General features: G+C 71.9%; 15 protein-coding genes. 4 read left to right on the top strand and 11 right to left on the bottom strand.

Annotation, left to right across the window (positions count from 1 at the left end; all coding sequences use genetic code 11):
• Window positions 1–522: 522 nt before the first annotated feature.
• From AB0M30_RS29655 to AB0M30_RS29685, 7 genes are all read right to left on the bottom strand, one after another.
• Window positions 523–939, bottom strand: coding sequence for a VOC family protein (locus tag AB0M30_RS29655; protein WP_364590253.1), 417 nt, complete (start codon window positions 937–939; stop codon window positions 523–525).
• On the bottom strand, window positions 939–1,136 hold the full coding sequence (locus AB0M30_RS29660) for a hypothetical protein (RefSeq protein ID WP_004561810.1): 198 nt from the start codon (window positions 1,134–1,136) through the stop codon (window positions 939–941). The genes AB0M30_RS29655 and AB0M30_RS29660 overlap by 1 nt, the downstream gene beginning before the upstream one ends.
• Window positions 1,137–1,268: 132 nt before the next feature.
• Entirely contained in the window at window positions 1,269–1,772 is a 504-nt protein-coding gene (locus AB0M30_RS29665; protein WP_364590128.1) for a GNAT family N-acetyltransferase, read from the bottom strand.
• A 31-nt stretch (window positions 1,773–1,803) separates the two neighbouring features.
• Window positions 1,804–2,589, bottom strand: a complete 786-nt coding sequence (locus tag AB0M30_RS29670) for an IclR family transcriptional regulator (protein ID WP_364590131.1) — start codon at window positions 2,587–2,589, stop codon at window positions 1,804–1,806.
• A gap of 54 nt (window positions 2,590–2,643) precedes the next feature.
• Window positions 2,644–3,393: a family 16 glycoside hydrolase gene (locus AB0M30_RS29675; RefSeq protein ID WP_364590134.1), complete on the bottom strand. Its 750-nt coding sequence runs from the start codon at window positions 3,391–3,393 to the stop codon at window positions 2,644–2,646.
• A 98-nt stretch (window positions 3,394–3,491) separates the two neighbouring features.
• Entirely contained in the window at window positions 3,492–5,063 is a 1,572-nt protein-coding gene (locus AB0M30_RS29680; protein ID WP_364590137.1) for a PH domain-containing protein, read from the bottom strand.
• A complete protein-coding gene (locus AB0M30_RS29685) occupies window positions 5,060–5,569 on the bottom strand; it encodes a PH domain-containing protein (RefSeq protein ID WP_364590140.1) in 510 nt (169 codons plus the stop codon). Before AB0M30_RS29685 ends, AB0M30_RS29680 begins: the two co-directional genes overlap by 4 nt.
• A gap of 173 nt (window positions 5,570–5,742) precedes the next feature.
• Between AB0M30_RS29685 and AB0M30_RS29690 the strand changes: the two genes are divergently transcribed.
• Both AB0M30_RS29690 and AB0M30_RS29695 read left to right on the top strand, forming a co-directional pair.
• Complete coding sequence (locus AB0M30_RS29690; RefSeq protein ID WP_364590143.1) at window positions 5,743–6,660, top strand: PAC2 family protein; 918 nt, start codon at window positions 5,743–5,745, stop codon at window positions 6,658–6,660.
• The gene (locus AB0M30_RS29695) at window positions 6,660–7,391 is read left to right on the top strand and encodes a class I SAM-dependent methyltransferase (protein ID WP_364590146.1); all 732 of its coding nucleotides are present in this window, start codon (window positions 6,660–6,662) and stop codon (window positions 7,389–7,391) included. The genes AB0M30_RS29690 and AB0M30_RS29695 overlap by 1 nt, the downstream gene beginning before the upstream one ends.
• Window positions 7,392–7,396: 5 nt before the next feature.
• Here the strand turns inward: AB0M30_RS29695 and AB0M30_RS29700 are convergent, their stop codons facing one another.
• On the bottom strand, window positions 7,397–7,819 hold the full coding sequence (locus AB0M30_RS29700; RefSeq protein WP_364590149.1) for a MarR family winged helix-turn-helix transcriptional regulator: 423 nt from the start codon (window positions 7,817–7,819) through the stop codon (window positions 7,397–7,399).
• Window positions 7,820–7,883: 64 nt separating this feature from the next.
• Here AB0M30_RS29700 and AB0M30_RS29705 point away from each other — a divergent pair, with 64 nt between their 5' ends.
• Complete coding sequence (locus tag AB0M30_RS29705) at window positions 7,884–8,297, top strand: PaaI family thioesterase (protein ID WP_364590152.1); 414 nt, start codon at window positions 7,884–7,886, stop codon at window positions 8,295–8,297.
• Between the two features lie 1,059 nt (window positions 8,298–9,356).
• Here the strand turns inward: AB0M30_RS29705 and AB0M30_RS29710 are convergent.
• Window positions 9,357–10,337, bottom strand: coding sequence for an MCE family protein (locus AB0M30_RS29710; RefSeq protein ID WP_364590155.1), 981 nt, complete (start codon window positions 10,335–10,337; stop codon window positions 9,357–9,359).
• A 69-nt stretch (window positions 10,338–10,406) separates the two neighbouring features.
• The gene (locus AB0M30_RS29715) at window positions 10,407–11,597 is read right to left on the bottom strand and encodes an FAD-dependent monooxygenase (protein ID WP_364590158.1); all 1,191 of its coding nucleotides are present in this window, start codon (window positions 11,595–11,597) and stop codon (window positions 10,407–10,409) included.
• 116 nt (window positions 11,598–11,713) lie between these two features.
• Here AB0M30_RS29715 and AB0M30_RS29720 point away from each other — a divergent pair, with 116 nt between their 5' ends.
• The gene (locus AB0M30_RS29720) at window positions 11,714–12,373 is read left to right on the top strand and encodes a TetR/AcrR family transcriptional regulator (protein WP_364590161.1); all 660 of its coding nucleotides are present in this window, start codon (window positions 11,714–11,716) and stop codon (window positions 12,371–12,373) included.
• Here AB0M30_RS29720 and AB0M30_RS29725 read toward each other — a convergent pair.
• Entirely contained in the window at window positions 12,370–12,645 is a 276-nt protein-coding gene (locus tag AB0M30_RS29725) for a YggT family protein (protein ID WP_103334836.1), read from the bottom strand. The genes AB0M30_RS29720 and AB0M30_RS29725 overlap by 4 nt on opposite strands.
• Window positions 12,646–12,988: the final 343 nt, after the last annotated feature.

The raw sequence follows: 12,988 nt of genomic DNA on the forward strand, positions 1-12,988 counted from the left end.
GGCTCCGGCTCCGGCTCCGGCTCCGGCTCCGGCTCCGGCTCCGGCTCCGGCTCCGGCTCCGGCTCCGGCTCCGGCTCCGGCTCCGGCTCCGGCTCCGGCTCGGCCCCATCCCGGCCGCCGGCTCGGCTCCACCCTGGCCCTGGCCCTGGCCCTGGCCCTGGCCCTGGCCCTGGCCCTGGCCCGGCCCGGTCTCATCCCGACTCCCGGCCCCGGCTCCCAGTCGCCGGCCCAGTCGGCTCCGGCTCCAGCCTGGCTTCATCCGGCCCCGGCCAGCCCGCCCCTCGACTCCCAGCTCCGGCTCGGCTCCCGGTCCACCCCGGTTCGGCCCTGGCTTAATCCCGGCCCCTCGGCCCCGGCTGTGGCTCGGCCCCGCTTCCCGCCTCCGCCCCGGCCCCGCGCCGTTGCCGGCCCAGTCTCATCCCGGCCCCCGCCGACCTAGCCTCACCTCGGCCCTCGGCCCTCGGCCCTCGGCCCTCGGCCCCTCGGCCCTCGGTTCCGGCTCGGCCCCCGGCAGGGGCCGGGTCAGGAGATGCAGAATTCGTTCCCCTCCGGATCAGCCATCGTCACCCAGCTGTGCGGCCCCTGCCGCCCCCGCCACAGGTACTCCGCGCCGCGGGACTTCAGCTTCTCCAGCGTTGCCTCGACGTTCTCCGCGCCCACCCACACGTCCATGTGGACCCGGTTCTTCACCGTCTTCGCCTCGGGAACCTCCTGGAACAGGATCCGCCGCGGTGGTCCCTCCGGTGGTGAGTCCGGGTGGCGGATCCCCGCTCCCGCTCGCCACACCAGCGAACCGCGGTAAGTCCGGGTGTCCTCCTCCTTGGCGTACCCCTTCGCGATCATCTCGCGGATGAAGTCCTCGTCCGTCGGTTCCACGGACCAGCCGAGGGTCTCGGCCCACCACTCGGCGAGCACGTGCGGGTCGGCCGAATCCACCACTACCTGGAAGTCATGCGCCATACCGGCACATTAACGACCGAGTCCGACATTTTCCGGAGCATCGGGTCCTCGGGCACGACCGTGAAGCGCCACTTGTCCACGCCGCCGCCCATGATTTCGGCGTACCGGCGGGCACCGTCGGCGTTGGCGAACCGCACCTGCTGGCCGTTCGTCAGGTGGGTGATCTTGACCGCCACGACTACCTCCCGAGTTTGTGGGCCGGCCCGCGGAGCTTCCCCCTCCGGGACCGGCAGGCACAGTAGAACACATGTTCGACCGGCCGCGCCACTCTCTCCCCCAACTAGGGGAGCACGCGAAGAAACCGCAGGTCAGAGCGTTCGAATCATCGCGACGCGCGGCCAGGCGTCCAGGCCGCGGGCCGCTTCCGCGCGGCGGATCGAGCGCAGCCCGGCACCGATTTCCGCCTCCGGGACGACCCGGAACCGCAGCCTCTCGTAGTACGGCGCGTTCCACGGCACGGTTTCGAACGTCGTCAGCGTCAGCGCCGTCAGCCCCCGCGAACGAGCCCACCCGGCGAGCGTTTCGATCAGCTCGCTGCCCACCCCGCGCCGCGCGTGCGACGGCCGGACCGAGACCTGCTCGATGTGCGCGCACCCGTCGACGACCTCCGCGACCAAGTAGGCCACCGGCCGGTCGTCGCCGTCCACGCTCACCCACGCGCGGCCGGCGGACTGGTACACCGCCAGTTCGGCCACCGTGCCGGGGTCGTCGTCGGCGATCGCCGCCATGCCGACCTCGTGGAAGAGCCCGCCGGCCTCGCGCTCGACGTCGATGAGCGCGGGCAGGTCGTCGGGGCGCGCGAGCCGGATCACCCGGGCAGTTCTACGCGCCCGCGCGGAATTCTCACAGCGAATAAGACGCGATCGCCCGCTGGATCCGGATCGCGTACTCCTGCATGGCGGTGATCGCCGTCTGCCGGGTCTCCTCGCCGATCCGGGCGGCCGGCCCGGCCATGCTCAGCACGGTGGGCCGCCTGCCGATCGTCTGCACCGGCACCGAACAGGCCCAGACGCCTTCGTCCAGCTCGCCGGAGCTGACCGCGTACCGGTTTTCCAGCGCCTGCTTCAGTTCGTCGCGCACGGCTGTGCCGCGTTGCTCGACGATCGACGCCCACCGCCGGTCACGCTCGATCTCCGGCAGCAGCGCGAGCAGCATCTTCCCGGACGCGCCGACCCCGAGCGGCAGCGAATGCCCCGGCTCGAACGTGAACCGCATGGCGCGGTCGCATTCGACGCGGTCCGCGCACACGGCGGAGTCGCCGAACCGCTGGAACAGCATCACCGTCTCGCCGAGCTCCTGGGCCGCGGTTTCCATGGCCGGCCGCGCCAGCCGCACCATGTCGTTCGCCAGCTGCGCGGCCCGCGCCAGCGGCATCACCTGGCTGGTCAGGTGGTAGTGCCCGGCCCGGCCCTCTTCGAGCAGCTGGAGTTCCTTGAGCAGGGCCACGTACCGGTAGGTCGTCGCCACCGGGGTACCGATCGTCGCGGCCAGCTCGGCGACGCTCGCCTCCCACCGGCGCTCCGAAAAGGCCAGCAGCAGCTGGAGAACCTTGCGGGAACTGCTGGCACCGGGGGTGCGTCGGGGGGAAGTGGTGGCGGAACCGTCGACGGTACTGACGGCAGGCGTCATCGTGACCTCTCGGTGAGACAAAAACGACCTTCGCTATCACACGGGGTGAATAAATTAGCACGTAGTGTGAAAGGAAGGCCAGCAATGGCCCCGGAAAAAGGGCCATCGCCGGCGCGCCGGGTCACATGTGAGGAACTCGCCCGGTTTCGTCACCACGGGTGACTCGACGTAGAGCCCGCGGTACTCGTCCTGAATGCCGGAGTTGTGCACTTGCAGCGCCAGCGGGCCGACGCGCCCGGCGGTCTTGTCGGTGAACCGCAGCACTTCGACGCCTTTACAGGTGACGGCGGTGCCGGTGAGCGGGCAGCAGGCCATCCGCGCCACCCCGGTCGCCGCGTCGCCGATCAGCTCGCACTGCGCCCACTTCTTGATGTCGATCGTCGTGTGCGACAGCTGCTTGAACAGTTTCCCGCCGCCGTCGTTGTGCCCGGGCCGGTAGTCCCAGTGCCCGCCGTTCGGCGGCTGGAACTGGATGGCGCTCAGCGCGTCGCGGATCGGGTCGGTGGTCCCCCAGATCAGCACGGTCGGTTTGTGGTTGCCCTTGACCTGCCGGACATTGAATATCCACCGAAACGTGCCGACCTGCTGTTTGTTGTAGTACAACCAGCCGCGCGCGGTGCCATTGCCGTGGATGACCCCGTTTTTCGCCGACCAGAGACCGGTTTTGGACGAAGTCCACGGGCTGAGGTCCGTGCCGTCGAACATCGAGACCAGATTCGGGTCGCCGTAGGGGTTTTCCGCGACGGTGGCGGCGGTCGCGGCCGGGGCCGCGAACGACGTCATCATGATCCCCGCGGCCAGCACACCGAAGAGTTTCCGGAACATTCCTGCCGTCCTCTCGTGAACGCGAATCGAGGGTTCGGACGGCGGATTTTCACGTTAGGAGCCGCGCGGGTGGACCGTCAACCGCGGTCCCGGTCACCGGTGAGGAACGGCGTCAGCAGGCCGGGGAGGGCCCGGTCGGCCAGTGCCAGGGCGTCCGCCTCGCCGACGTCGAGCACCGGGTACTTGCCCTTGCCCGCGGCGACCGGCGCGATCAGCGTGACCAGGCCGGCCCGGCGCTGGAAGTACGAGCGCTCGAGGACGATCCCGGTCAGCCCGTCGCAGCGGACCGCCGCCGTGCCGCGGTCCAGCGAGCCCGACCGCGTCACCAGGTAGCGGCCGGTGAAGGCGTGGCCGAGGCCGCGGTAGCGGTCCCAGCCGACGAGCGCGGCGAACGGCACCAGCACGAGCGCGCCCTGCCACGGCCAGTCCGGCAGCGCGCCGAGCCACGCCAGGCCGTAGAGCGCCGCGGCGAGCAGCAGCACGCCGAGGACCGCCCGCGAAAGCCGCCGGTACAACGCCCGGCGCGGGTGCCGCACCAGCGGCGTCGCGGCCGGGTCCTCGCCCAGCACCTCGGCGACGACCTCGTGCGCCCGCGCCAGCGGCGCCGGCGGCAGCAGCAGGCTCCCGCCCTTGTCCGCGCTCTTGCCTTCCCGCAGGCCGGCGGCGATGGCGACGCAGCGGGCACCGCCGGCCAGCCGCAGCGGCAGCGGCTCCCGGATTTCGGTGCCCCGCAAGCGGTCCTCTTCGATCGACACCGACCGCGTCGTGATCAGCCCGCGCCGGACGTGCAGCGTGCCGGCGGGCTCGCGGGTGAGCCGGAAGTTCCAGAACGACAGCACGTACCCGCCGATCGACAGCAGCGAGACGAGCACCAGCAGCCCGGCCGCGGCGAGCACCAGGCTCAGCCACACCGGGGTGTCGGCGAAGTGCCCGACGACCGTCTGGACCAGCGAAAACTCGACCGGGTCGAAGTGCAGTTCGTGCGCGAAGTGGTAGACGGTGCCGACGGCCGCGCCGACCACGGCCAGCCCGGACAGCGTGAACGGCGCGTACCGCAGCCACCGCTTGTCGACCGCGGCGATCAGCTGCTCCGGCGGCGCGGCGGCCTCCGTCGCCTCGGTCTGGGTGTGGGCTTGGACCTCGGCTTTCCGGTGCAGCAGGAGCGTCCGCAGCCGCTGGGCCTCGGCGATGGTGACGGCGTCGAGGACGAGCTCGTCCTTGTGCCTGCTCCCGTTCGAATGCCGCCCGGTGCCGATCCGCGCGGCGGCCAGCGAGAACAGCCGGTGCTTCGGCTCGGAGGTGACGTCCACCGTGCGGATCCGGTCGCGCGGGATGGCCCGCTGCTTGCGCAGCAGCAGCCCGGTGTGCCACTCGACCTGCGACGCGGTGATCCGGTAGCGCGAGGTCAGCACGTGCGAGACACCGGTGAACACGGTGATCGCGGTGACGGTGAGGCCGACCCACTGCCACGATTCGCCGTGGCCGAACAGCAACGCGCCCAGCAGCACCGGCAGCGACTTCACCACGTCCAGCACGGGCCGGATGAGCAGCATGCGCCGGTCGAGGTGGTGCCACGGCGCGTCCTGCGTGCCCTCCGCCGGCGGGGTTACCGCGGGTTCGGTGCTCTCCGCCGCTTCGGTGGGAGTCACGTCGCGTCCCCGCGGACGGCCTGGGTCGTCTTCGTCAGCTCGTCGGCCAGCACGAGCGCGCGGTCGTGGGCCAGGCCCGAGATGCGCAGCGGGCCCGCCGCGGACGCCGTCGTCACGGTGATCTTCGCCAGCCCGAACAGCTGCTCGAACGGATCGCGCTCGATGTCGACGGTCTGGATCCGCGAGACCGGCGCGATCCGCCACTCCTGCTTCAGCCAGCCGGACTGCGTGTAGACGGCTTCACCGGTGACCTCCCAGCGGTGCACGCGGTAGCGCCACTGGGGCATCACGATCAGGTGCAGCGGGCCGAGGACGCAGGAGACCACCAGCGTCACGGTCAGGAACGACGGCGCGTCGTCGCTGGTCACGACGATGAGCGTCTGCACGCCGATCAGGATGATCCACAGGATCGAGGCGGTCACCGTCCAGTAGCCGATGGCCCGGGGGCTGACCCGGTGCGCCGGCGGCCGCAGCCCGGGCGCTGTGTTCGTGGTGTGTTCGCTCACGGCTCAAGCGTGCCCGATCGGTGCCTTGCGTGCCCACGACACTTGTCACGATGGCGATCCGAACCGGCGTCGATCGCATGGCGTTACGATCAGCGACACCGTCGGCGGAATGGAATCCCTCCCGGGGTGTGTTGTGCTTGATGGATTGGTATAGCGGAGAGCAGGAGGATCCGGTGGGACTCGATCCCGACGACCTGTACGAGGTGGACTCGGACGTCCCCGACCTGACCGGGGCGGTGCTGCTGCACCACTTCGAAGGGTTCATGGACGCCGGCTCGGCGGGCCGTCTGCTGGCCGAGCACCTGCTGGGCGGCGAGCACCGGGTGATCGCCCGCTTCGACGTCGACCGGCTCATCGACTACCGCTCGCGGCGGCCGACGATGACCTTCGCGGTCGACCACTGGGAGGACTACGACGCGCCCGAGCTGGTGGTGCACCTGCTGCACGACACCGACGGCGTCCCGTTCCTGCTGCTGTCCGGCCCGGAGCCGGACCACGACTGGGAGCGGTTCAGCGCGGCGGTCCGGAACCTCGTCGAACGCTGGGGCGTCCGGCTGACCGCCGGCTTCCACGGCATCCCGATGGGCGCGCCGCACACCCGCCCGCTCGGCGTCACCGCGCACGCCACCCGCAAGGACCTGGTCGGCGACAACCAGCCGCTGCCGAACCGGCTGCAGGTGCCGGGCAGCCTCGCCGCGCTGCTGGAGTACCGGCTCGGCGAGTGGGGCCATGACGCCATGGGCTTCGCTGCGCACGTGCCGCACTACCTCGCCCAGTCGACGTACCCGGCGGCGTCGCTGATCGTGCTCGACGCGCTGAGCCGGGCGACCGGGCTGAGCCTGCCCGAGGGCGAGCTGCGCGCGGCCGCGGACCTGGCCGACGCCGAGATCAACCGGCAGGTCGCCGAGTCCGACGAGATCGCCGACGTCGTCCGCGCCCTGGAGCGCCAGTACGACACGTTCATCGAGGCCTCCGACCGGGGCAGCCTGCTCGCCGAGTCGGTCGAGCACATGCCGACGGCCGAGGAGCTCGGCTCGCAGTTCGAGCGGTTCCTCGCCGAGCAGAACGGCGGCGACGGACCCGAGCGCTGATGACCCGCTACGACGAGATCGGCGTCGGCTACGCGCGGGGGCGGCGGACCGACCCGCGCTGGCTCACGCCGGTGCTGTCCGCGCTGGGCCCGGCGGCTTCGGTGCTGGACGTCGGTTCGGGGACGGGCTCGTACGAGCCGCCTTCGCGCCACGTCGTCGCGGTCGAGCCGTCGGCGGAGATGATCCGGCAACGTCGTCCCGGGGCGGCACCGGTGGTGCGGGCGGTCGCGGAGGCGCTGCCGTTCGGGTCGTCGGCGTTCGACGCCACGCTGGCGGTGCTGACGGTGCACCACTGGCCCGACTGGCGGCGGGGCCTCGCCGAGCTGCGCCGGGTCTCGCGCCGTCAGGTGGTCTTGGCCTACGACACGGCGCTGCACAACGACTTCTGGTTCGTGCGGGAGTACGTGCCAGAGGTGGCTTCGCTCGAGCGTTCACGTCCTTCGGCACCGGAGATCGCGGAGTTCCTGGGGGCGGTTTCGGTGCGGCCGTTGCCGGTGCCCTGGGACTTCACGGACGGCGTGTTCCCGGCGTACTGGCGCCGGCCGGAGGCCTACCTGGACCCGGGAGTGCGCCAGTCGTGTTCGGCGCTGGCCCAGACCGACCCGGCGGCGGTTTCCCGGGGGATCGGCCGGCTGCGGGAGGATCTGGAGTCGGGGCGGTGGCACGCTGACCACGCGGAGCTGCTGGACCTGCCGGAGTGGGACGCGGGCTTCCGGCTGATCGTGGCCTAGCGGGTTCACCACTCGCTGCGCGCGAGCTTGCCGATGCCTTCGGCGGTGTCCCGGAACCCGTCTTCGCCCAGGATGGCCAGCAGCCGCGCGTTGAATTCCCCGATCGCCGGGGCGGCGCGGGCCAATGCTTCCTCGCCCGCCGCTGTCAGCCGCAGCACCACCGCCCGGTGTTCGCGCGGGTGCGGCTGCTTGGCGACCAGGCCCGCCTCGACGAGCCGGGTCACCATCGCCGTCACCGCCGATTCGCGCTGGCCGAGCTGCTCGGCGAGCTCTCGCTGGGTCGAACCGCCTGCCCCGATGGCGAAGAGCGCCCCGAGCTGGGCGGTGGTGATGCCGGCCGCGGCGAGGCAGCGGCGGTCGCCGGCCACCCGGAGCCGGTGGGCGGCCCGCTGGAGCAGGAAGAACAAGCGCTGATCGGGTTCGGGCACGCCCCGATCTTGACAGCCGGAGCAGCGCGGCGCCATGCTGACTTCACTAGTGAAGTGAGGGGTCATGCTCGATTTCGCGGCAGCGCGCGACGGTCTGGCGAGCCAGCCGTTCAGCCGGCTGCTCGGCGCCCGGCTGACCGAGTTCGGCGACGGTGCGGCCACGCTCGAACTGGACATCCGCGAAGAACTCCAGCAGCAGAACGGCTACCTCCACGGCGGCGTCCTCGCCTACGCCGCCGACAACGCGCTGACCTTCGCCGCGGGCACCGCCCTCGGCCCCGCGCTGCTCACGGCCGGCTTCACGATCGACTACCTCCAGCCCGCGGTCGGCGCGGTCCTGCGCGCTCGCGCCGTCGTCGTGCAGGCCGGGCGGTCGCGGGCCACCTGCAGGTGCGAGGTGTACACACTGGACGAAGGTCGGGAGCCCGTGCTGTGCGCCGCCGCGCAGGGGAGTGCGCGCCGGAAGCCTTCGGTCTGACCATGCTTTTGTGATCACGGCGTCCCAGAGAACGGCAGGTTCAGGGATCACGGGGGCTGTGCTGCCGCGAGTGCGCAGAACGCGGCGGTTCCCGCTCATCTGGCTGCCGTGGGCCGCCTGACCACGCGATCGGCGGCTCCGAAGTGCACCATCTTGCGACGGCAACAGCCGACCGTTGGTCGCTCTGGGGTCCCGGCCAGGCCGGGGACGCGTTCCCGCACCTCATGCGCACCTGGGGCCGGTGGGGCGGCAAGCAGCTCCCCGCCCTCCCAAGGGGGGCGTGCCCAAGTCCAGTCTATCGGCGCACACCGACGGAATCGCCGAAACTGGCACGAGGTGCCCAACCTGTCCACAGCGAGCCCCGCTTGTGGAAACCGGCTGCGGCGGTTGGCTCGGTCGCTGGTCGGCGGGGCCGGGAGTGGTTGGCTTCGTCGCTGGTCGCTGGTCGCTGGTCGCTGGTCGCTGGTCGCTGGTCGCTGGTCGCTGGTCGCTGGTCGCTGGTCGCTGGTCGCTGGTCGCTGGTCGCCGGTCGGCGGGGGCCGGAGGCGGTTGGCTTGGTCGCTGGTCGGTGGGGCCGGAGGTGGTTGGTCCGGTCGTCGTTCGGTGGAGCCGGAGATGATTGGCTGGTCGCTGGTCGGCGGGGCCGGAGGTGGGTTGGTCCGGGCGCCGTTCGGTGGAGCCGGAGATGATTGGCTGGTCGCTGGTCGGCGGGGCCGGAGGTGGGTTGGTCCGGGCGCCGTTCGGTGGAGCCGGAGGTGATTGGCTGGTCGCTGGTCGGCGGGGCCGGAGGTGGGTTGGTCCGGGCGCCGTTCGGTGGAGCCGGAGATGATTGGCTGGTCGCCGTTCGGCGGGGCCGGAGGTGGGTTGGTCCGGGCGCCGTTCGGTGGAGCCGGAGGTGATTGGCTGGTCGCTGGTCAGCGGAGTCGGGGGTGGTTGGTCCGGTCGGTCGGCGGGCCGGAGGTGGTCGCCGGTCGGCGGAACCGGCGACGGGATGCCCGGCCTCCGACCGCCGGAACCGAAGGCGATTCGCCCGACCTCCGGCCAAGCGGAACCGAAACCCTAGCCGTGGCAGCCTTCTTCGTTCACCGGCCCGAACGACGGCAGGACCAGACCGCACAGATAGCCGTCGATCCACCGGCCGCTCCCGGCGAGGTTGGTGCCCAGCCGGACGAAGGGTGCGAAACCCCGGATCCCCGCGGCCAGCGCGTCCTGGTTGCGCTGCAGCATCGACGTCAGCTGGTCGAGCTGGGTGAGCAGCGGGCCGACGGGAGCCTCGGCGATCAGCCCGGACAGCTCCGTCGCCAGCCTCCGGGAGCCGTCGAGGAGGGTGCTGATCGCCGTCTCGCGGTTGATCACCTCTTCGAGCAGCTGGTTTCCGTCGTCGAGGAGCCGGCGCACCGCCGTGTCGCGGTCGACGAGCGTCTGCGAAACCACGCGCGTGTTGCCCAGCAGCCTCGCGAGCCGGCTGTCGCGTGAGGCGAGCGAATCCGAGAGCCGCGAGAGCCCGGTGAGCGCGGCGCGGACACTCTGCGGCGTGTTCGCCAGCGTCGCCGACAGCGTGTCGAAGCTCTTCGCCAGCCGGGCAGTGTCGATGCGGTCCACTGTGGACGACAGTTCGCCGAACGCCGCGAGGATGTCGTAAGGCACCGTGGTGCGGGAGCGGGGGATGGGCTGCCCCGGGTCGAGCGTGCCCTCGCCGCGCGGGTCGAGGGCGAGGTACTTCTGGCCCAGCACCGTCTTCAGCCGGATCGCCGCGCTCGTCGCGTCGCCCAGCCAAGCTCCCTTGGCCCGGAAGAAAACCAGCACGTGGTCGCCGCGCAACCGGACGGCCGACACGTGCCCGACCTCGACGCCGGCGACGCGGACGTCGTTGCCCTCGATCAGCCCGGCCGCTTCGGTGAACTCGGCCGAGTAGGCCGTCCCGTCGCCGAGCACCGGCAGGGCGCGCACGTTCAACGCCGTGACCACGCCGAGGGCGAGCAGGGTCAGGCCGGCGAGCCCTGTCCGGACCGGGGCGTCGGCGACCCGACGTATTGACATGACGTCAAGAGTGACCCACGTCACCCAGGGCCGCTACCGGTGTCCCCCGATGAGACGAAGATCGGGGCCTCACGCGGTGGTGAGCGCCGGGTATTCACGGTAGTCCAGCGCGTTGGCCGCCCGGTCCGTCATCCAGGTGAAGATGCCGCCGAACAGCCGCGTGCTCAGCATCCGGTAGGCGCGGTTGCGGCTGCGGATCTTCGCGGCCGTGCGCGGCGCGAGGAAGTTGCCGGAACCCTTGCCGTTCTTCTGCCCGACCGCGGCCGGCTTGCGCAGCCGCTGCTCGTACTTCGCGAACGCCGTCACGTGGTCGCCGCCGGCCGCCACGAGCTCCCCGGCCAGCACCTGGGCGCCCATCATCGCGAGCCCGGTGCCGGACCCGCCCGGCCCGGCGCACCAAGCGGCGTCGCCCAGGAGCACGACCCGGCCCTTCGACCAGCGGTCGAGGTGGATCTGGCTGATCGAGTCGACGTACAGGTCGTCGGCCGCGGGCAGCGCTTCGAGCAGCTTCGGCGTCTCCCAGCCGGTGTCCGCGAACAACTGCGCGAGCAGCCCGCTCTGCTCGGCGGCGCTCCGGCGGTGGAACTCGACGCCGTCGGCCGCGAAGACCAGGTTGACGTGCAGCCGGTCCGGCAGCCGGTGGCTGCCCACGCTGACGCCGCGGCCGGGCTCGTTGTACGAGATGCTGGTGTGGTCGAGCCCGAGGTGGTTGGGCGCGGTGAAGCCGGCGATGCCGAAGCCGAGGTCCGTGCGGAAGTCCGCCTCCGGCCCGAAGGCCGCGGCCCGCACGCCGGAGTGCACGCCGTCGGCCCCCACCACCAGGTCGAACGTGCGCGGGGCGCCGTGGCGGAAGGTGACTTCGACGCCGTCCGCGGTCTCGGTGAGGCTCGTGACGCGGTCGCCGAAGACGTATTCGGTGTGGTCCGCGGTGTGCTCGTGCAGGATGCGCGCGAGGTCGCCGCGCAGGATCTCGACCTCGCCGCTCCACGCGGCGCCGGGCAAGGTCAGCGCGGGCCGGCCGTCGAGACCGAGCACGGTCTGGTCGCCCATCGCCGTCTCGTACCGGCGGATCTCGTCGAGGACCCCCATCGCGACCAGCAGTTTCACCTGCTCGCCGCGGAAGTCGACGGCCTGGCCGCCGGGGCGCGGCGCGGGGGCGGACTCGACGACGGTGACGCGGTAGCCGCCGCGGTGCAGCCAGTGGGCGGCGGACGGGCCGGCGATGCCGGCCCCGGAGACGAGCACGGTCTTGGCGGTCATCGGAGGGGTTCCTCTCGGGTCGGTGGGTGCCGACGCCGAGATTGCGGGCGGCCGCTGACGGTCCTCGCACCATCCGCTGACGGCTCGGCCAGTGCGCCGCGGTTGCAGTCGCTAACATGACCCGCGTGGACCGCGCCACCGACGGCCGGATCCAGGAGGACGGCGAGGGAGCCGTCGAGGCACGCATCCTGGATGCCGCTGCTCACCTGATCGCCGAAGAGGGCTTCGGCAGGTTGAAGATCGGCGGCGTCTGCGCCCGCTCCGGCTACGCGCGGTCGGTCGTCTTCCAGCACTTCGGCGACAAGGACGGGCTCGGCCAACGGCTCGTCGAGCACGCCGTCGAGGAGTTCACCAACGTCTACAGCGAGGCTGTCGCGGCCCGCACCGGCTCGGCGAACGCGACGCCGATGGACATGCTGCGCGCGCTGCTGGACATCATCTTCGAGCTGATCCGCACGATGCCGACGCTCAACCACGCGTTCCTGGCCCTGTGGGGCGACGCGGCGGCGGAGTCCTCGGCCCTGCGCGGCGCGCTGACGGAGGCCGACCGCCGGTTCCGGTTCGCCATCGCGCAGACCGTGGCCAGCGGGGTCGCGGACGGGTCCATCACCGGCGTCCGCGACCCCGATTCCTACGCTTCGGCGATGCTGGCCCAGCTGCGCGGGATCTCGATGCAGGCCCTGATCGACCCCGACGGCGTCGACCTGCGCGGGCTTCGCGCCGAGCTCGAGCGCGGCGTCGACCGGCTGTCCGCGAGCTTCCGCGGCACGCTCTAAAGGGCGTACACGATGCTCCGCAGCACGATCACGCCGATGAAGACGAGCGTGAAGGCCAGATCGAGCGACAACCCGCCGAGCCGCACCGGCCGCACGACCCGCCGCACCGGCCCGATCACCGGCTCGGTCGCGGCGTAGGCCAGGCCCCGGGCGCGCCGCGCCCACGGCGGGGTGTTCGCCACCACCGCGACCCAGTCCAGCACCATCCGCGCGATCAGCACGAGCAGGTACAGGCTCAGCGCGAACCCGAGCAGTGTCCCTAGTGCACCCATGGTCCCTCCGTTTCCACTACCCGAACAACGGGCGGGCGGGGCGGGGAGTGCCAGTTCTGTCCGGTTCACAGCATTTCAACAGGTTCGAGTGCGCCGCCCGCGCCCGTCGGCGGCGGCGTGCGCGGCCGGCGGGGACGGGCGAGCTCGGCGACGGGCTCCCAGTGCGCGCGGTGCCGCCGTTGCACGGCTGCGGTGGCTTGGGCACGGCTGGTGAGCGCCGAGCGGCTTCGCGGACGTGACGATGACGGAGACCGCCGAGCGCGCGGAGGTGGGCCGCACCACGTTCTGCGAGGCATCGCTGGCGGCACTTGGCCTGGTGAACGACGCCGTGCGTGGGCCGGTG

Source organism: Amycolatopsis sp. NPDC051716 (assembly GCF_040681595.1).
In the GTDB taxonomy this organism is placed as follows: Bacteria; Actinomycetota; Actinomycetes; order Mycobacteriales; family Pseudonocardiaceae; genus Amycolatopsis.